Source organism: Methylobacterium sp. J-078 (assembly GCF_022829285.1).
Taxonomy (GTDB): Bacteria; Pseudomonadota; Alphaproteobacteria; order Rhizobiales; family Beijerinckiaceae; genus Methylobacterium.
The window spans coordinates 96,064-115,616 of sequence record NZ_JAKSYI010000141.1 but is presented as its reverse complement, the minus strand read 5'-3'; the positions used below and the strand labels follow the sequence as shown (position 1 = coordinate 115,616).

Genomic DNA, 19,553 nt, shown 5'->3' with positions numbered 1-19,553 from the left:
CTGGCGCGCCTCTTGCCTGGATCGTGGCGTTTCAAGGGGGAGGCGCGAATGGCGCTCGCTGCATTCGACGAGATGACCGGCCTGCCCGATGGGGCGCTGAGCGACCCCGCCGTGCGCGAAGCCTACAACAGCCTCAAGACCTGGCTCGACACGACGCCGCCCGAGCATTTTAACACCCGCCGCAGCCAGGCCGAGATGCTGTTCCGGCGCATCGGCATCACCTTCGCGGTGTACGGGGCGAACGAATCGACCGAGCGGCTGATCCCGTTCGACATCATTCCCCGGGTCATCACCAAGCCGGAATGGGGTTTCCTGGAGCGGGGGCTGAAGCAGCGCGTCACCGCGATCAACGCGTTCCTGAAGGACATCTACGGCGCGCAGGAATGCATCAAGGCCGGGGTAATCCCCGCCGACCTCGTCTACCGCAATCCGCATTACCGCATGGAGATGCGCGCCTTCCGGGTGCCGCACGACCTCTACGTGCACATCGCCGGCATCGACATCGTCCGGACCGGCGAGAACGACTTCTTCGTGCTGGAGGACAATGCCCGCACGCCGTCGGGCGTCTCCTACATGCTGGAGAACCGCGAGGTGATGCTGCGGCTCTTCCCCGAGCTGTTCTCGCGCCACCGCGTGGCCCCCGTGGAGAACTACCCGGACGCGCTGCTCGCCACCCTGCGCAGCCTCGCGCCGTCGACCGCCACCCGCGACCCCACCGTGGCGCTGCTCACGCCCGGCCGCTACAACTCGGCCTTCTACGAGCACTCGTTCCTGGCGGATAAACTCGGCGTCGACCTCGTCGAGGCCTCGGACCTCTTCACCAAGGACGACGTGGTCTACATGCGGACCACGGAGGGGCCGCGCCGGGTCGACGTGCTCTATCGCCGCCTCGACGACGACTTCCTCGACCCCCTGGTCTTCCGGCCCGATTCGGTGCTCGGCGTGCCCGGCATCATGAACGCCTACGAGCGCGGGACCGTGACCCTCGCCAACGCGGTGGGCACCGGCATCGCCGACGACAAGGCGGTCTACAGCTACATGCCGGAGATCGTGAAGTTCTTCACCGGCGAGGAGCCGATCCTGCACAACGTGCCGACCTACCGCTGCCGCGAGAAGGACGCCTTCGCCTACGTCATGGACAACCTCGGCGACCTCGTGGTGAAGGAAGTCAACGGCTCGGGCGGCTACGGCATGCTGGTCGGCCCCCACGCCACCAAGCGCGAGATCGAGGAATTCGGGCGCAAGCTCCGCCACGCCCCCGACGGGTTCATCGCGCAGCCGACCCTGGCGCTCTCCACCTGTCCGACCTTCGTCGCCTCCGGGGTCGCGCCCCGGCACGTGGACCTGCGCCCCTTCGTGCTCTGCGGCTCGGACGAGATCCGCATCGTGCCCGGCGGGCTGACCCGGGTCGCCCTCAAGGAAGGCTCCCTCGTCGTCAATTCGAGCCAGGGCGGCGGCACCAAGGACACCTGGGTCCTCGACGCCTGAGACAATGCCGGGTCTCCGCCGCGCGGATCCGCGCCGGGGACCTTCCCAATCGCCTGCCGCCCACGGCATAGTCCCTTCAGCCCAGCGGCCGCCGCGCTCGCGCCCGGCCGGCGACTCAACGGAACCCCATGCTGTCCCGGACCGCCGACAACCTGTACTGGCTCTCGCGCTACGCCGAGCGGGCGGAGTTCGTCGCCCGCATCCTCGATGCCGCCCTGCGCCTCGCCGCGCTCCCCTCGAGCTACGGCGGCGGAGAGACCAACGAATGGGCCTCGGCCCTGGCCTCGGCCGGCGATCCGGAGGTGTTCAAGCCGCTCTACGACAGCGTCACCGAGGCAACGGTCTGCGACTTCCTGGCCTTCAGCCCGCACAACCCCTCCTCGATCCGCTCCTGCATCGAGACCGCCCGCGAGAACGCCCGCAGCGTCCGCACGGCGCTGACCACCGAGATGTGGGACGCGATCAACGGTGCCTGGCTCGAACTGCGGAACTACGAGGGGCGCGAACTCAACCGCGACGAGTTCACCCGTTTCCTCGACTGGGTGAAGGGCGTCTCGCTCGCCTTCGACGGGTCGGCCTACCGGACCATGCTGCGCAACGACGCGTACTGGTTCACGCGCCTCGGCACCGCCATCGAGCGGGCGGACAACACCGCCCGCATCCTCGACGTGAAGTACCGCATCCTGCTCCCCGCGACCGAGAAGGTCGGGGGCAGCCTCGACTATTTCCAGTGGACCACGATCCTGCGCGAGGTCTCGGCCTTCAACGCCTACCACTGGGTCTACCGGGAAAGCGTGAAGCCGCTGCTGGTGGCCGACCTCCTCATCCTCAACCGGCAGATGCCGCGCTCCTTCACCAACTGCTACGGCATGCTGGTGGAACACCTCGACCTCATCGCCGACGCCTATGGCCGGCGCGGCGCGAGCCAGCGCCTGGCCAGCAACACGCTGGCACGCCTGGAGGGCGAGAACATCAATCGGATCTTCTCCTCGGGTCTGCATGAGTTCGTGACGGAGTTCATCGCCGAGAACAATCGACTCGGCGCCGCGGTCATCGAGCAATATCTGGTATAGGGCCGGCCCGAGCCCGACGCCGCGCAAAGGTCGCCGCATGCGAATCCGCGTCTTCCACGAGACCAACTACACCTACGAGCAGCCGGCCCGCGGCCTGATCCAGGTTCTGCGCCTGCGCCCGCGCGACCATGACGGCCAGTATGTCCGGCGCTGGCGCATCGAGCCCTCGGTGGACGGGCGGGTGAGCGAGCGCGAGGACGGCTTCGGCAACGTGGTGCACTGGTTCACCGCCGACGAACCGGCTGAGGCGCTCTCCATCCGCGTCACCGGCGAGGTCGACACGATCGAGATGCACGGCATCGTGCGCGGGACCATCGAGCGCCTGCCCGAGGTGTTCTACCTGCGCGATTCCGACCTCGCCCTGGCCAACGACGCGATCCAGGTCTTCGCCCGCGAGGTTGCGGCAGCCGGCGATCCGGCGCCCCTGCCCTGCCTGCACCGGCTCCTGGCGGCGGTGCACGCGCGGGTCGCCTTCGTGCCGGGGCCCGCCAGTGCCAGCACCAACGCGGCCCAGGCCTTCGCGCAGGAGACGGGGGTCTGCCAGGACCTCACCCACCTCTTCATCGCGGCCGCACGGCACCTCGAGATTCCGACCCGCTACGTCTCGGGCTACTTCCATCACTCCGACGGCGAGACGGACCAGGGCTCCGGCCACGCCTGGGCGGAATCCCTGGTGCCGGGCCTCGGGTGGGTCGGCTTCGACGCCGCCAACGGGATCGCCACCACGGAGGCGCATATCCGCGTGGCGGTGGCCCTCGACTACCTCGGCGCGGCGCCGATTCGGGGCAGCCGCATGGGCGGCGGAACAGAGACGCTCGACGTGACGCTGCGCGTCGAGCAGGCACAGGCTACCGTCCAGTCCTGATCGCGGACAGACGCGGGAAAGACCAAGTCATGACTTATTGCGTCGGCGTCCTCGTGGAAGAGGGCCTGGTGATGATCGCCGACACCCGGACGAATGCCGGGCTCGACGATATCTCGACCTATCGCAAGCTCCACCACTTCAACGTTCCGGGCGAGCGGGTGATGATGCTGGCCTCGGCCGGCAACCTCTCGATCACGCAATCGGTCCTCAGCCTCCTGGCCGAAGGCGTCGAGGGGGATGCCGGCGAGCCGAAGATGAAGCTCGTCGAGGCGCCGACGATGTTCCAGGCGGCGCAACTCGTGGGCCGCGCCATCCGCAGGGTGCGCGAGATCGAGAAGGCGGGCTTCGAGGCGGCCAACCTGCGCTTCTCGGTCTCGCTCCTGTTCGGCGGCCAGATCGGCCCCGAGCCGATGAAGCTCTACCTGATCTATTCGGCCGGCAATTTCATCGAGTGCAGCGGCGACGCGCCCTTCCTGCAGATCGGCGAGCACAAGTACGGCAAGCCGATCCTCGACCGGGCGGTGAAGTACGAGACCGACCTCTACGATGCCCTCAAGGTCGGACTCGTCTCGATGGATTCGACCATGCGCTCGAATCTCGGCGTCGGCCTGCCCATCGACATCGCGGTGGCCCGCCGCAACGCCCTCGACCTCGAAGTGAACCATCGGATCGAGGCCGGCGAGAGCTACTTCCACGATCTGCGCGAGCGCTGGTCGGCGGCCCTTCGGGCCGCCCACCGGGCCATTCCGCGCCCGCCCTACGGACCGTCGCCGGCCGCGAAGTAGTCAGGGCCTGAAGGCCGCCCGCGCTCGAGGAGCGCGAGGGCGTCCTCGGCGTGACGACGGATCAGCGCGCCGGTTTCCGCCTCGCGCGCCGGGGCGACCCGACCAGAGCGCCGAGATCGCGCCGTGCCATGACGGAAGAGCTTCGGGTTCGAGGGCCGGTCAATCCGCGCCTGGATGGCTGCCACCCCGGTGCGTATGCCTGCCGGCGTCAGGGCGGCACAGGCCGAGGAAGCGGAAGCCGCCCGCCTCGGCGACCGCGACGAGGTCGAGAAAACGGCCCCGACCCACATCGCCTGATCCGCTTCTATTCAACCCGTCGTGATGCGGCCTCCAGGCGGGCGAGGTAGCGCCGCGTCTCCGAAGCGGGATCGGGGCTGCGCATCAGCGTGCCCATCACGGCGATACCCGCCGCCCCGGCACGCATGCAATCGGCGACGCGATCCTCCGTGATTCCGCCCAGCGCGATCACGGGACAGCCGAACGAGGCCGCCCGTCGCAGGCAGACCGGACCGAGGGCCGGGCCGTAACCCGGCTTGCTCGCGGTCGGGAAGATCGGGCTCAGGGTGACGTAGTCGGCGCCCGCGGCGGCGGCGGCCTGCACCTCATCGATCCCGTGCGCCGAGACGCCGAGCAGCCCCTTCGGCAACAGGTGACGCGCGTGCTCGATCTCCGTGGCGGTGGCGCCACCCGGCAGATGCACGCCATCGGCGCCCAGCGATGCGGCGAGCGCTGGATCGCCACCGACGGTGAGGGTGCCGCGATGCGCGCGCACGCGCTCGGCCACCGCCCGGCCGAGGGCCCGACGCGGCTCGAACGCAAGGTCCCGCTCACGAAACCAGACCCAGCGGATGCCGGCCCCCAGGAGACCATCGAGGGTCCGCAGGAGGGCTTCCCCCGATCCCTTCCCGTCATCGGAAGGCCGCTCCGTCACGGCGAGCAGGGGCGCCGGCAGCCCGCTCATCCGCGCATTGCCGGCGCGCGGCGAAGGCGCGGCCTCACGAGCCCACGAGGCCGAGTTGCGGGCTCGACGGTTCGGCGCGTCCCCGCTTCGGGATGCGTCCGGCGCAGTGGGCGTCGCGGCCCGCCTGGACCGCGCTCCGCATGGCGCGGGCCATGCGCACGGGATCGTCCGCCTTGGCCACGGCGGTGTTGAGGAGGCAGCCGGCGGCACCGAGTTCCATGGCGATCACCGCGTCCGAAGCGGTGCCGATGCCCGCATCGACGATCACGGGCACGGGGGAGCGCCGGCAGATCAGTTCGAGATTGGCCGGGTTCGCGACCCCCATGCCGGAGCCGATCAGCGAGCCCATCGGCATCACGGCCGCGCAGCCGAGATCGGCGAGGCGCTGGCAGACGACGGGATCGTCGTTGCAATAGGGCAGCACCGTGAAACCGTCGTCCACGAGGTGCCGGCAGGCTTCCAGCAGTTCGGCCACATCCGGATAGAGCGTCTCGCGGTCGCCGATGACCTCGACCTTGATCCAGGTCGTGTCGAGGGCTTCGCGGGCCAACTCCGCCGTCATGATCGCGTCGCGGGCGGTCTCGCAGCCGGCGGTGTTCGGCAGGAAGCGGTGCCCCTTCAGCCGCCGCAGGGTGTCGGAGCCGTGGCCCTGGAGCGAAACCCGGCGGATCGAGGCCGTGACGACCTCGGCGCCGGAGGCCGCGACCGCGTCGAACAGGATGCTCTGGGTCGGATATCCGGCCGTGCCGATGAAGAGGCGCGAGCGCAGGGGAATGCCGGCGATGACGAGGGCGTCGCCCGGGATCTCGGTCTGGGTCTCGGTCATGCCTTCAACCTCCCTGCATGGCGCGGACGATCTCGACGCGGTCGCCCTCCGCGAGGGGCGTCGCCGCCCAGTCCCGGCGGCGGACGACCGAACCGTTCAGCGCGATGGCGATGCCCTGCGGACTCTCGATGCCGGTCTCCTCGGCCTCGGCGCGGAACAGCGCATCGAGATCGGCGGCCGCGCTCTCGCGGGCTTCTCCGTTGACGGTGAGCCTCATGCGGAAGCCCTCCGCTCGGCGGCCTGCCCGAACCGGGCGAGACCGAAGGCTCGGGCATAGCCGGGCAGTTCCCCCGCCCCGACCAGGCCCGCCACGGCGTCGGCGGTGGCGGGCGCAAGTAGGTAGCCGTTGCGATGGTGGCCCGTGGCGACGATGAGGCCCGGCGCCAGGGTGTCGATGATCGGCGCGTCGTCGTCGGATGTCGGGCGAAAACCGCTCCAGAGGGCTTCGACCGCCATCTCCTCGATGCCGGGCAGGACGCGGCGCGCGCCTTCGAGCAGGGCGTAGAGGCCGCCGGCGGTGACGCCGGGGACGTAGCCGCAATCCTCCACCGTGGCCCCGACGATGAGGTGGCCGTCGCCCTTGGGCGCCATGTGGACCTGCTCGGTCCAGACCATGTGGCTCAGCGTGCCGGTCCGCGCCGTGGTGCGCAGGGCGAGCGACTGGCCGCGCAGGGGGCGCACCGGAAGGGCCAGGGATTCGGGCAGGAGGCCGCCCTGCCCGCTCCAGGCCCCGGAGGCGAGAAGCACGACGTCCGCCCGCACGGCCCCCCGGGCGGTCCGGACGCCGGTGACGCGTCCCCCGCTCCAGTCCAGGGCCTCGACGGGGCAGGCCTCCACGATGGTGATCCCGGCGCCGAGACAGGCCCGCACGAGGGCGGCCATGACGAGGCTCGGATCGACCTGATGATCGTGCGCGCAGTGGAGGCCGGCGCTGATCCCGGGGCGCAGGCCCGGCTCGCGGGCACGCACCTCCGGGCCGGAGAGCCAGCGGGCTTCGAGGCCGGAGCGCGTCTGGAGATCGTGCCGAAAGCGCAGGCGCTCGACCTCGTCGCGGCCGATGGCGAGCACCAGGGTGCCCTCCTCGCGGTAGTCGATGTCGAGGCCGGACGCGGCCTGGAGGTCATCGCGAAAGCCCGGCCAGCGCGCGAGGCTCTCCAGCGCCAGCGGCAGGAGCGGATCGGAGCCGGGCTCGTGCTCGGCGGCGGGTGCCAGCATGCCGGTGGCGGCCAGACTCGCGCCGGCGCCGACGGTCTCGCGTTCCAGCACGGTCACGGTCCGGCCACCCTGCGCGAGGCGCCACGCGGCCGACAGACCGATGAGGCCGGCGCCGACCACGACCACGTCGCTGCGCGCCGCCAGCGTCGCGGCGGTGAGCGCATCGCCGCGCGTGCGGCGCAGGTTCAGGGGGGAATTCGGGGGCACGTCCAACGCAATCTCCGCGAGCGGCGCCGAGATTGGTGGGCTGCAGCTTCATCGAGAGAAGCGTGCCGGGCTCGTGACGGAAACCCGCGGTCCAATCCCTACGCCGGTATGAACCGGGTCAGGTTCGAAGGATTTCCGCGCCGCCATCCGCGAACGGACGCCATCGGTTTCTCAGCCCCTTGCCGGGGATCTCCCTGGAACGCTCCTGATGTGGGCCGCCGGCCCGCTCCGGTCAATCCCCGCCGTGGCGTTCAGGCCGTGGCGGGCGGTCGCCCGGGCCGGTAGACGCCCATCGGCTCCGCGAAACCGTCGAGGACGTGGTCGCCGAGGGGCTCGGGCATGTCCCAGAGGAAATCGACGAAGGGCTTCGACATCAGGATGGGCTCGCCGAGCGTCCGGTTCAGGCGGGCGACGCGGCTCGCGAGATTCACGTCGCGGCCGATCACCGTGAAGTCAAGCCGCGCGCCGGAGCCGACATTGCCGTAGGCCGCCTCCCCGTGATGCAGGGCGATGCCGGCCGCCACCGGATTGGCGAATCGCCCCAGGGCATTGGCCTCGGCGAGCGCCGCCATGGCGCTCTGAGCGGCTGTCAGGGCCCCCTTGGCGGCGCCTCCGAGATCGTCCCCCGGCTCGCGGAAGATCGCCAGGAGGCCGTCACCGAGGTACTTCAGGACCTCGCCGCCCTCGCGCTCGATCGCCGGCACGAGGCAATCGAAGAAGATGTTGAGGAGGTCGACGGCCTCCTCCGGCGTCATGTCCGCGGAGATGCGGGTGTAATCGCGCATGTCGGCGAACAGGATGGCCGAGCGGATGCGCTGGACGTGACCGCGCCGGATCGAGCCGCCCAGGATCGCCTTGTGCGGCTCGTCGCCCACGTAGATCCGCAGGACGTGGTCGAGCTGCTTGTTGACGCTGCGCATCTCCATCACGGCGGCGAGCGTCGGCATGACGAAGCGCAGGATCGCCACGTCCTCATCGCGGAACCCAGTCTCGGCGCGGGTGGCGAACGAGATGCCGTTGCGGGTGCCGTTGGTGAAGAACAGCGGCGCGACGATGTACTGCCGGTAGCCCTCCGCCTTGAGGTCGGGAATCACCGCGTAGGCGTCGTCCGGGGTCTCGGAAAGATCGAGGAACAGCCATTCGCCGGTCTCGTGGACCCGGAAGAACGGGCTCTCGCGATAGGCCTTCTCCGAGGCTTCGCCGTGCGGGAACAGCCGCACCGTGGAGCCCGCCTCGCGGGTCCAGAACCGGCCCACACCGGAATATTCGGAGTGGAGCGCATCGATGGCGGTGGTGGCGCGGTCCACCGGCACGTCGAGGGCGATCAGGCGCTCGGCGAGGCCGGAGAGCAGTTCCTCGGCCTTGGGCATCCGCGCGCCCTCGCTGAGCAGCCAGTCCCGCAGGGCGACGCATTGCTGGAGCGCGCCGAAGGGAACGTCGGCCGCCTCCGAGCCGTCGGCTTCGGCGGTGGGCGGTGGCTGGGGCGGGCCGCGGTCGAGCATATGGCCAAGGTGGGTTCGGTATCGGGATACGACAACCGGTGCGAAATGCCCGGCACCGTCCTTCCCATGGCAGAAAGGACCACGCCGGGTTCTCGAACCCGCCGGGCGAAACGCCCGAGGGCGTCATCATCCGGCTCATCGCGATGATCGCTGGCGTCGCTCCGGGACGGAAACCCGGGCCGGTATCGCCCGCGACAGGCTCAGTTGTCGAGGAAGCTGCGCAGCTTGCGCGACCGGCTCGGGTGCTTGAGCTTGCGCAGGGCCTTCGCCTCAATCTGACGGATACGCTCGCGCGTCACCGAGAATTGCTGGCCGACCTCTTCCAGTGTGTGGTCGGTGTTCATGCCGATGCCGAAGCGCATGCGCAGCACCCGCTCTTCGCGGGGCGTGAGCGAGGCGAGCACGCGCGTGGTGGTCTCGCGCAGGTTCGACTGGATCGCCGCGTCGATGGGCAGGACGACGTTCTTGTCCTCGATGAAGTCGCCGAGATGGCTGTCCTCCTCGTCGCCGATGGGCGTCTCGAGGGAAATCGGCTCCTTGGCGATCTTCAGAACTTTTCGAACTTTCTCCAATGGCATGGCCAATTTCTCGGCCAGTTCCTCGGGCGTGGGTTCCCGCCCGATCTCATGGAGCATCTGACGCGACGTACGAACAATCTTGTTGATCGTCTCGATCATGTGCACCGGAATGCGGATGGTGCGCGCCTGATCGGCGATGGAGCGGGTGATGGCCTGACGGATCCACCAGGTCGCGTAGGTCGAGAACTTGTAGCCGCGCCGGTACTCGAACTTGTCCACCGCCTTCATCAGGCCGATGTTGCCCTCCTGGATCAGGTCCAGGAACTGCAGGCCGCGGTTGGTGTACTTCTTGGCGATCGAGATCACGAGGCGCAGGTTGGCCTCGATCATCTCCTTCTTGGCCTGACGGGCTTCGCGCTCGCCCTTCTGGACCATGTTGACGATCTTGCGGTACTCGCCGATCTCCAGGCCCGTCTCCGAGGCCAGGGTCAGGATCTGCTCGCGCAGGCGGGCGACCTCGCCCGAGCCCTTCTCGACGAGGTTCTTCCAGCCGCGCCCGCCGAGGCTGCCGACGCGCTCCATCCAGTTCGGATCGAGCTCCCAGCCCTGGTAGTGGCGCAGGAACTCGTCGCGGGCGACGCCGTGGGTCTCGGCGTAGCGCATCAGGCGGCCCTCATGCGAGATGAGGCGCTTGTTGATGTCGTAGAGCTGCTCGACCAGGGCCTCGATGCGGTTGGCATTGAGCGAGAGCGACTTCACGTCCGTGACGACGGCGTCCTTCAGTTCGTCCTGCTTGCGCTCCTGGGCATCGCTGCGGGTGCCGCCCGAGGCTTTCAGGTCGGCATGATCGATCTGCAGCTTGCGCAGCTTGCGATAGTTGTTGGCGATGTTGTCGAACGTCTCGAGGACGCGCGGCTTGATCTCGGTCTCCATGGCCGCCAGGGAGACGTTGTTCTCCATGTCGTCGTCGTCGTCGCCCTCGGGCGGCGTCGGCGCATCCCCCTCGGCCTCCTCGCTCTCCTCGGCGCCGTCGGCGATCTGCATCGCGTTCTTGGCGTCGGGGCCCGCATAGGTGGCCTCGAGGTCGATGATCTCGCGCAGGAGCACCCGGCCGTCGACGAGCTCGTCGCGCCAGATGATGATGGCCTGGAAGGTCAGCGGGCTCTCGCACAGGCCGGCGATCATCGCCTCGCGGCCCGCCTCGATGCGCTTGGCGATGGCGATCTCGCCCTCGCGCGACAGGAGCTCCACCGAGCCCATCTCGCGCAGGTACATGCGCACGGGATCGTCCGTGCGGTCGGTTGGCTCCTTGGCCGTCGTCTCGCGGACCGCCAGGGGCTTGGCCGGCGCGATCTCGGCGACCTCGGTTCCCTCGGCGCCGTCCTCGTCGTCGGCCTCGCCGTTGGCCTTGGTCTCCGTCGTCTCCTCGGTCTCCTCCGCCTCGACGACGTTGATGCCCATCTCGGAGAGCTGCGACAGCACGTCCTCGATCTGGTCGGGGTCAGACTGGCCGTCGGGCAGAACCTCGTTGATCTCCTCGTAGGTGATGTAGCCCCGCTTCTTGGCGAGCTTCACCATCCGCTTGACGGAGGCATCCGTCAGATCGAGGAGCGGCCCGTCGGTCTGTTGCTCCGGAGCAGCATCCGTCTCGTCCCGTTCCGTTGCCTTCGTCGCCATGGTCCGCCTATGGTTGTCGTGTCAGCGTCGCGCGGGAGCGTGTCGCTCACTCCGCGTCGTCGACGCCGAAATGCATGTGATGTGCGGACCGTCGAGGTGACAGCCGCGTCGATGTCAGATCCCGGTATGCAAGCGAGACGCTTGACCGATTGTTAACCATGAGCCGCCAATGGCGGCCGAATTCGTTCGTGGCGCCCGCCTCTCTAAGGTGTCGATGCCGCATCCGCATCGGGCACCACCTCGTCCGCCTCCGCACCCGCGATGACGGCCATACGGGCCTTCACGTCGCACAGCCAAGCGAAGTTCGCCTCCGTCTCGTCCTCGACCAGGGCCCGTTCAGCCAAGCGAAGTTCGCTATTTAGCGCTCCAGCCTTGCGGTGCAAGATCACGGCCTGACGCAATGCGTCTTCGAGACGCACAGGATCGGCATGCGCGTCAAGGGCCCACCGGTCCCCCGGACGCACATGGCTGGCGAGCCGGGCCGCCGCTTCGGTGAGCCCGGCGCGCTTCAGACGGCTCGCCAGAACCTCGACACCGGGCAGATCCGCGTCGGCATGGCTGTCGAGGAGGAGGGAGCGCAGGGCCTGCGCGTCCGGATCGCCGAGTTCGAGTTCGGCGAGGTCCTCCGCCTCGATCCCGAGGAGTTCCGGGTGGACGAGGAGGCTGCAGACGATCATCGCCTCCCGGTCGCGGAAGGCCACCGGGCCCGATACGCTGGTCTCGCCGGCATAGAGCGGGTTGAACTTCGTGGTGATCCGGGGCGAGGGCGGCGGATCGCCGGGGCGCGGGGTGCGCTGGAAGGCTGGCCGCTGACCACCGCCGACGCTTCCCCCGCCACGTGGCTCCCAGGCGCGCCGGCCCTGGCTCGCCTGGGGCGACAGCGCCCGCAGACGGCCCTCGATCTCGTCGCGATAAAAGCCGCGCACGGTCTCGTCGCGGATGGAGGCGACCATCTCGCGCAGCGACTTGGCGAGGCCGGCCCGGCGCTCGGGGGTGTCGAGGGGCGCCCCGTCGGTGGCGCGCGACCACAGCACCTCGACGAGGGGGCGCGCCGCGTCGAGCACCCGGTCGATGGCCGCCTTGCCCTCGGCGCGCAGGAGGTCGTCGGGGTCCTGCCCCTCGGGCAGCATGGCAAAGCGCAGGGACTTGCCCGGCGTCAGGCCGGGCAGCGCGACGTCGAGGGCCTTGAAAGCCGCCCGCTGGCCGGCGCCGTCGCCGTCGAAGCACAGGATCGGCTCGTCGGCATTGCGCCAGAGCAGGCCGACCTGCTCCTCGGTGAGCGCGGTGCCGAGGCCCGCCACCGCGTTGGGATGACCCGCCAGGGTCATGGCGATGACGTCGACGTAGCCCTCCACCGCGATGATCACGCCGCGGTCATGGGCGGGCTTGCGGGCCTGATGCAGGTTGTAGAGCAGCTGACCCTTGTGGAAGAGCGGTGACTCCGGCGAGTTCATGTACTTCGCCTTGGCGTCCTTCTGCATCGCCCGACCGCCGAAGGCGATGACGCGGCCGCGCGAATCGCAGATTGGAAACATCACCCGGTCGCGGAACTTGTCGTAGGGCACGCGGATGTCCTCGCCGGCCACCAGCAGGCCGAGCTCGATCATCAGGTCGCGGTCGACGTCCTTGGCGGCGAGGTGGTCGCGCAGTGCGTAGCGGTCGCCCGGTGCGTAGCCGAGGCGGAAGCGGGTCCGGGTCTCCGGGCCGAGCTGGCGCCGGTCGAGATAGGCGCGGGCTTCCGTACCGGCGCGGCCGCGCAGCTGCTCCTCGAAGAAGGCGGCGGCCATCTCCATGACCTCGAAGGCCCCGGCGCGCTTGGTCTCCTGCTCGCGGGCATCGGCGCTCGGCGCCGGCAGGGACACGCCGGCCTCCGCCGCCAGGCGCTCCACGGCTTCCGGAAAGCTCAGGCCCTCCGTCTCCATCAGGAAGGTGAAGACGTCGCCGTTCTTGCCGGAGGAGAAGCAGAAATATGCCTGCTTCTGATCGTTCACGTAGAAGGACGGCGTCTTCTCGGCATTGAACGGCGAAAGCCCGCGCCACTCGCGGCCCGCCTTCTTCAGCCGGACGCGCCGCCCGACGATGTCGGAGGCGGGCAGGCGCGCGCGGATCTCTTCGAGGATGTGGGGCGGGTAACGCACGGCGGGAACCGGACCTCTGCGGCCGTCGAGACTAGCAGCCCGGGCTTAAGGAGTCCCCAACGCCGACGCGCGGCGCCGGGACGCCCTCACGCCTTGGCGTTCAGCGCGTCCTTCACGAGGCCGCTCGCCTTGGCGAAGTCCATGCGGCCGGCATAGGCCCCCTTCAGCGCGGCGATGACCTTGCCCATGTCCTTGGGGCCGGCCGCACCCGTCTCCTCCACGGCCTTGTCGATCGCCGCGCGGGTCTCGGCCTCGTCCATCTGCTGGGGCAGGAAGCCCTGGATGATCGCGACCTCGTTGCGCTCGTTCTCGGCGAGTTCGGGCCGGCCGCCCTGGTCGTAGACGGCGGCCGATTCGTTGCGCTGCTTGATCATCTTCTGGAGGAGCGCGAGGATGTCCTCCTCGGAGGCCGGCTCCTTGCCGAGGCCGCGCGCCTCGATGTCCTTGTCCTTCAGGGCGGCCTGGATCATCCGGACGGTGGCGAGCTTCGCCTTGTCGCCGGCCTTCATGGCTTCCTTCATCTCGGTGGTGAGACGGGCGCGCAGCATGGTGTGACTCCTGAAAAAGCGGGACCCCGGAGGGCGGATCGACGGCGTGGTCTGCGAATTGCTGCGCGAACCGGGGTTCTTGAGACGCGCCGACGCCGGGGCCACATTGACCCTGACGCGGCGCGCTCGCTATGAGCGCCGCACGACAAGCCGCCCGCACGCGCCGCTGAACGGCGCCGGGATCGGCCGGACATAAGCGAGATCACGCCGATGCTGCAAGATGAAGGCGTCCACACGCCTGCCGTGCCCGCACCCCCGGCTCCCTGGGCCGAGCCCCTCGTGACCGCCCTCCTCGTCCTGGCGGACGGAACCGTGCTGGAGGGATTCGGCATCGGGCAGACCGGAATCGCGGATGGCGAGGTCTGCTTCAACACCGCGATGACGGGCTATCAGGAGATCCTGACCGACCCGTCCTATGCCGGCCAGATCGTCACCTTCACCTTCCCGCATATCGGCAACACCGGCACCAACGACGAGGATCTCGAGAGCCTCGACGCGGCGCCGGCCTCGGGCGTCCGCGGCACCGTGATCGCCTCGGCCGTCACCAACCCGTCGAACTGGCGCTCGTCGAGCCACCTCGATGCCTGGCTCAAGGCACGCGGCATCGTCGGCATCACCGGGGTCGATACCCGCGCCCTGACCGCGCTGATCCGCGACCACGGCATGCCGAACGCGATCATCGCCAACGATCCGGACGGCCGCTTCGACCGCGAGGCTCTGAAGGCCCGCGCCGCGGCGCTGGCACCGATGGAGGGCCTCGACCTCGTTCCGCCGGTGACGAGCCGCGCGCGCTCGGAATGGTCGCAGACCACCTGGGGCGTTAAGACCGGCTACGGCGACCGCCAGCCCGGCACCGGCCTCAAGGTCGTGGCGATCGACTACGGCGTGAAGCGCAACATCCTGCGCCTGCTGGCGGAAGCCGGCTGCGACGTCACCGTGGTGCCCGCCACGACGAGCGCCGAGGAGATCATGGCCATGAAGCCGGACGGCGTGTTCCTGTCGAACGGCCCCGGCGATCCGGCCGCCACCGGCGAATACGCCGTGCCGGTGATCCGGGCGCTCCTGCAGGAAAAGGTCCCGACCTTCGGCATCTGCCTCGGACACCAGCTGATGGGCCTGGCGCTCGGCGGCCGCACCGTGAAGATGGCCCAGGGGCATCACGGCGCGAATCACCCGGTGAAGGACAAGACCACCGGCAAGGTCGAGATCGTCTCGATGAACCACGGCTTCGCGGTGGACCCGGCGAGCCTGCCCGAGACCGCCCTGGAGACCCACGTCTCGCTGTTCGACGGCTCGAATTGCGGGCTCACCCTCACCGACCGGCCGGCCTTCTCCGTGCAGCACCACCCCGAGGCCTCGCCGGGCCCGCGCGACAGCCACTACCTGTTCGAGCGCTTCGTCGCCCTGATGAAGGCCGGCAAGCCCGAGACCCTGATCGCCACCGCCGACTGATCCCGCGAACGCCGGGCGGGCTTATCGCCGTCCGGCGTCGCTCCGGATGCAAGCCTGCCCTGCACTCCGAAAAATGCGAACCACGAAATGGTTCCCGCCCGGTCACAAAAAATCCGGCATTCCCGGGCATCCCCGCCCCCGTCAACGACCCGTTCACCACGACCTCCGAGCATCGTGGCGGGTTCGCATCCGGGTTCAGGCGGGGATTTCCACATGACGTTCGACGACGCGCGCGACGACTTCTCGCGCCTGCATCGCCTCTTCACGTTCCATCTCGGGGTGGCCGTCGGCCTCGCCTGGATGACAGCCCTGTTCTCGGCCTGCTACGCACCCTGGGTCCGCAACATCCGGGCGCTGATCGACCCCGCGACCGGGCTCGACCGCGTCGAGAGCACCTGGTCCTTCCTGTTCGCGCTGCCGGTGGTGATGACGCTCGCCTGGATCGGCCTGTATTTCGGCCGCGAGATGCTGCGCCGGAGCCAGACCCTCTCCAACGCGGCCCTCGAATTCGCTGCCGCCGCCCTCGTCGCCTTCGGGGTGTTCTACCTGTCCATCGACCGCGCGGTCTCGGCCCTCTATCTCGGCGTCTGAGCCCCGTCGGCGCTCCACCATCGGCCCGCGCCCTTCCAATGGAAGCGGGCTGCGTGTAAGTGCCAAGATCAACGATAATCCACGCCGCTAGCGCCCCTAGGCCCGTGCCGCTCCGGCACAGTGCCTGGCCGGGCGCGCGTGCTTGCAGCCAAGGCGCCCGATGCCGAAACGCACCGACATTTCCTCGATCCTGATCATCGGTGCGGGGCCGATCGTCATCGGTCAGGCCTGCGAGTTCGATTATTCCGGGACCCAGGCCTGCAAGGCGCTGCGCGAGGAGGGCTACCGGATCGTCCTGGTGAACTCCAATCCGGCGACGATCATGACCGACCCGGACATGGCGGACGCCACCTACGTGGAGCCGATCACGCCCGAGATCGTCGCCAAGATCATCGAGAAGGAGCGCTACGCGGTGCCGGGCGGTTTCGCCCTACTGCCCACCATGGGCGGCCAGACCGCGCTGAACTGCGCCCTCTCCCTCAAGAAGATGGGCGTGCTCGAGAAGTTCGACGTCCAGATGATCGGCGCCACCACCGAGGCGATCGACAAGGCGGAGGACCGCCACCTCTTCCGCGACGCGATGACGAAGATCGGCCTGGAGACGCCGAAATCGGCGCTCGCCAACGCCTCCGCGGCCAAGAAGGCCGATCGCGCGAAGTACCTCGCCGAGATCGCCCGCATCGAGGCCGCCAACGAGGGCGAGGCCCGGACGGCCGCCCTCGCGGCCTTCGAGAAGACCTGGCACCGCGGCGAGTCCGAGCGGCGCAAGCGCTACGGCGAGCACGCCATCGGGCAGGCGCTGATCGCGCTGGCCGAGGTCGGCCTGCCGGCGATCATCCGCCCCTCCTTCACGATGGGCGGCACCGGCGGCGGCATCGCCTACAACCGGGAAGAGTTCCTGGACATCGTCGAGCGCGGCATCGACGCCTCGCCGACCAACGAGGTCCTGATCGAGGAGTCGGTCCTCGGCTGGAAGGAATACGAGATGGAGGTCGTTCGCGATAAGAACGACAACTGCATCATCGTCTGCTCCATCGAGAACATCGACCCGATGGGCGTCCATACCGGCGATTCCATCACGGTCGCGCCCGCGCTGACGCTGACCGACAAGGAATACCAGGTGATGCGCGACGCGTCGCTCGCGGTGCTCCGCGAGATCGGCGTCGAGACCGGCGGCTCGAACGTGCAGTTCGCCATCGACCCGGCCACGGGCCGGATGATCGTCATCGAGATGAACCCGCGCGTGTCGCGCTCCTCGGCGCTGGCCTCCAAGGCCACGGGCTTCCCGATCGCCAAGGTCGCGGCCAAGCTCGCCGTGGGCTACACCCTCGACGAGATCGCCAACGACATCACGGGCGGCGCGACCCCGGCCTCGTTCGAGCCGTCGATCGACTACGTCGTCACCAAGATCCCCCGGTTCGCGTTCGAAAAATTCCCCGGCGCCGAGCCGACCCTGACCACCGCCATGAAGTCGGTCGGCGAGGCCATGGCGATCGGCCGCTGCTTTGCCGAATCGCTCCAGAAGGCCCTGCGCTCCCTGGAGACCGGGCTGACCGGCCTCGACGAGATCGAGATCGAGGGCCTCGGCAAGGGCGACGACCACAACGCCATTAAGGCGGCGCTGGGCACCCCGACGCCCGACCGCCTGCTCAAGGTCGGCCAGGCGCTACGCCTCGGCGTCAGCCACGAGGAGGTCCACGCCTCCTGCAAGATCGATCCGTGGTTCCTGGAGCAGCTCCAGGCGATCATCGACCTGGAGAACCGGGTCAAGGCGCACGGCATCCCGAACACCCCCGGCGCCCTGCGCCAGCTCAAGGCCGCCGGCTTCTCCGACGCGCGCCTCGCGGTGCTGGCCAAGACCTCCGAGGACGAGGTCCGCGCCGCCCGCCGCGCGCTCGGCGTGCGCCCGGTCTTCAAGCGCATCGACACCTGCGCGGCCGAGTTCAAGGCGCCGACGGCCTACATGTACTCGACCTACGTGGCGCCCTTCGCCGGGACCGTGGTGGACGAGGCGCGGCCCACCGACGCCAAGAAGATCATCATCCTCGGCGGCGGTCCGAACCGGATCGGCCAGGGCATTGAGTTCGACTATTGCTGCTGCCACGCCTGCTTCGCGCTCACCGAGGCCGGCTACGAGACCATCATGGTCAACTGCAACCCGGAGACGGTCTCGACCGACTACGACACCTCGGACCGGCTCTACTTCGAGCCCCTGACCGAGGAGGACGTCCTCGAGATCATCGAGACCGAGCGTCAGGCCGGCACGCTCCACGGCGTCATCGTGCAGTTCGGCGGCCAGACCCCGCTGAAGCTCGCCCGTGCCCTGGAGGCCGCCGGCGTGCCGATCCTCGGCACCTCGCCGGATGCCATCGACCTCGCCGAGGACCGCGACCAGTTCAAGCGCCTCCTCGACAAGCTCGGGATGAAGCAGCCGAAGAACGGCATCGCCTACTCGGTGGAGCAGAGCCGGCTCATCGCCTCCGATCTCGGCCTGCCCTTCGTGGTGCGGCCATCCTACGTGCTCGGCGGCCGGGCCATGGCGATCATCCGCGACGAGGCGCAGTTCGCCGACTACCTCCTCGACACCCTGCCGAGCCTGATCCCGTCGGACGTCAAGGCGCGCTACCCCAACGACAAGACGGGACAGATCAACACGGTCCTGGGCAAGAACCCACTCCTGTTCGACCGCTACCTGTCGGACGCCACCGAGATCGACGTGGACGCCATCTGCGACGGCACCGACGTGTTCATCGCCGGCATCATGGAGCACATCGAGGAGGCGGGCATCCATTCGGGCGATTCCGCCTGTTCGCTGCCCTCCCGCTCGCTCTCGCCCGAGATCATTTCGGAATTGGAGCGGCAGACGAAGGCCATGGCGCTTGCCCTCAAGGTCGGCGGCCTGATGAACGTGCAGTACGCGATCAAGGACGGCACGATCTACGTGCTGGAGGTGAATCCGCGCGCCTCCCGCACCGTCCCCTTCGTCGCCAAGGTGATCGGCGAGCCCATCGCCAAGATCGCCGCCCGCGTGATGGCCGGCGAGCCGCTCGCGAGCTTCGGTCTCAAGGCCAAGGTCCTCGATCACATCGCCGTCAAGGAGGCGGTGTTTCCCTTCGCGCGCTTCCCCGGCGTCGACGTGCTGCTCGGGCCCGAAATGCGCTCCACCGGCGAGGTCATCGGCCTCGATTCGAGCTTCGGCGTCGCCTTCGCCAAGAGCCAGCTCGGCTCCGGCACCCTGGTGCCGAAGGGCGGCGCGGTGTTCGTCTCGGTGCGCGATGCCGACAAGGAGCGCATCCTGCCGGCGATCCGCCTGTTGTCGGAGCTCGGCTTCACCATCGTGGCGACCGGGGGTACGCAGCGCTACCTCGCCGACCAGGGCGTGGTGACCGAGCGGGTGAACAAGGTGCTGGAGGGCCGGCCCCACGTGGTCGATTCGATCAAGAACGGCGACATCCAGCTCGTCTTCAACACCACCGAGGGTGCGGGCGCCCTCTCGGACTCGCGTTCGCTCCGGCGCGCGGCCCTCTTGCATAAAGTGCCGTACTACACCACTCTTGCTGGGGCGATGGCGGCGGCCGAGGGAATCAAGGCCTATCTCGGAGGCGATCTTAAGGTCCGCGCCTTGCAGGAATACTTCGCGGCCTGACTTTCGCGCGGCATCCGTTTCGTGCGGACGCCGTGCCGTTCGTGTTCAGGACTTTCTTACT

Annotated in this window: 15 protein-coding genes and 1 riboswitch; of the genes, 7 read left to right on the top strand and 8 right to left on the bottom strand. The window is 69.0% G+C overall.

Annotated features, from left to right (window positions below; all coding sequences use genetic code 11):
* Positions 1–48: 48 nt before the first annotated feature.
* The 4 genes from MKK58_RS25280 to MKK58_RS25265 all read left to right on the top strand — a co-directional run bounded on the left by MKK58_RS25280 (position 49) and on the right by MKK58_RS25265 (position 4,211).
* Positions 49–1,488: a circularly permuted type 2 ATP-grasp protein gene (locus tag MKK58_RS25280; protein WP_243915702.1), complete on the top strand. Its 1,440-nt coding sequence runs from the start codon at positions 49–51 to the stop codon at positions 1,486–1,488.
* 128 nt (positions 1,489–1,616) lie between these two features.
* Positions 1,617–2,561 carry an alpha-E domain-containing protein gene (locus MKK58_RS25275; protein ID WP_243915701.1) on the top strand — a complete coding sequence of 315 codons (945 nt, stop codon included), beginning with the start codon at positions 1,617–1,619 and terminating at the stop codon, positions 2,559–2,561.
* Positions 2,562–2,598: 37 nt separating this feature from the next.
* On the top strand, positions 2,599–3,426 hold the full coding sequence (locus MKK58_RS25270; protein ID WP_243915700.1) for a transglutaminase family protein: 828 nt from the start codon (positions 2,599–2,601) through the stop codon (positions 3,424–3,426).
* A 29-nt stretch (positions 3,427–3,455) separates the two neighbouring features.
* On the top strand, positions 3,456–4,211 hold the full coding sequence (locus MKK58_RS25265) for a peptidase (protein WP_243915699.1): 756 nt from the start codon (positions 3,456–3,458) through the stop codon (positions 4,209–4,211).
* Between the two features lie 304 nt (positions 4,212–4,515).
* Here MKK58_RS25265 and MKK58_RS25260 read toward each other — a convergent pair whose 3' ends face one another.
* From MKK58_RS25260 to MKK58_RS25225, 8 genes are all read right to left on the bottom strand, one after another.
* The gene (locus MKK58_RS25260) at positions 4,516–5,172 is read right to left on the bottom strand and encodes a thiamine phosphate synthase (protein WP_243915698.1); all 657 of its coding nucleotides are present in this window, start codon (positions 5,170–5,172) and stop codon (positions 4,516–4,518) included.
* 34 nt (positions 5,173–5,206) lie between these two features.
* On the bottom strand, positions 5,207–5,998 hold the full coding sequence (locus MKK58_RS25255; RefSeq protein ID WP_243915697.1) for a thiazole synthase: 792 nt from the start codon (positions 5,996–5,998) through the stop codon (positions 5,207–5,209).
* A gap of 4 nt (positions 5,999–6,002) precedes the next feature.
* A complete protein-coding gene (thiS, locus tag MKK58_RS25250; RefSeq protein WP_243915696.1) occupies positions 6,003–6,215 on the bottom strand; it encodes a sulfur carrier protein ThiS in 213 nt (70 codons plus the stop codon).
* A complete protein-coding gene (gene thiO / locus MKK58_RS25245) occupies positions 6,212–7,420 on the bottom strand; it encodes a glycine oxidase ThiO (RefSeq protein WP_409565318.1) in 1,209 nt (402 codons plus the stop codon). The genes thiS and thiO overlap by 4 nt, the downstream gene beginning before the upstream one ends.
* Positions 7,421–7,497: 77 nt before the next feature.
* Positions 7,498–7,625, bottom strand: a riboswitch (TPP riboswitch).
* A 46-nt stretch (positions 7,626–7,671) separates the two neighbouring features.
* Positions 7,672–8,922 (bottom strand): adenylate/guanylate cyclase domain-containing protein, encoded by a 1,251-nt coding sequence (locus tag MKK58_RS25240; RefSeq protein ID WP_243915695.1) that lies wholly within the window; start codon positions 8,920–8,922, stop codon positions 7,672–7,674.
* A gap of 200 nt (positions 8,923–9,122) precedes the next feature.
* Complete coding sequence (rpoD, locus tag MKK58_RS25235; RefSeq protein ID WP_243915694.1) at positions 9,123–11,117, bottom strand: RNA polymerase sigma factor RpoD; 1,995 nt, start codon at positions 11,115–11,117, stop codon at positions 9,123–9,125.
* Positions 11,118–11,320: 203 nt separating this feature from the next.
* Positions 11,321–13,255 carry a DNA primase gene (gene dnaG, locus MKK58_RS25230; protein ID WP_243915693.1) on the bottom strand — a complete coding sequence of 645 codons (1,935 nt, stop codon included), beginning with the start codon at positions 13,253–13,255 and terminating at the stop codon, positions 11,321–11,323.
* A gap of 86 nt (positions 13,256–13,341) precedes the next feature.
* Positions 13,342–13,803 carry a GatB/YqeY domain-containing protein gene (locus tag MKK58_RS25225; RefSeq protein WP_238278742.1) on the bottom strand — a complete coding sequence of 154 codons (462 nt, stop codon included), beginning with the start codon at positions 13,801–13,803 and terminating at the stop codon, positions 13,342–13,344.
* Positions 13,804–14,013: 210 nt separating this feature from the next.
* Here MKK58_RS25225 and carA point away from each other — a divergent pair, with 210 nt between their 5' ends.
* The 3 genes from carA to carB all read left to right on the top strand — a co-directional run bounded on the left by carA (position 14,014) and on the right by carB (position 19,492).
* On the top strand, positions 14,014–15,255 hold the full coding sequence (gene carA / locus MKK58_RS25220; RefSeq protein ID WP_243915692.1) for a glutamine-hydrolyzing carbamoyl-phosphate synthase small subunit: 1,242 nt from the start codon (positions 14,014–14,016) through the stop codon (positions 15,253–15,255).
* Between the two features lie 213 nt (positions 15,256–15,468).
* Entirely contained in the window at positions 15,469–15,846 is a 378-nt protein-coding gene (locus tag MKK58_RS25215; protein ID WP_243915691.1) for a hypothetical protein, read from the top strand.
* Positions 15,847–16,006: 160 nt separating this feature from the next.
* Positions 16,007–19,492, top strand: a complete 3,486-nt coding sequence (carB, locus tag MKK58_RS25210) for a carbamoyl-phosphate synthase large subunit (protein WP_243915690.1) — start codon at positions 16,007–16,009, stop codon at positions 19,490–19,492.
* The last annotated feature ends 61 nt before the right edge of the window (positions 19,493–19,553 follow it).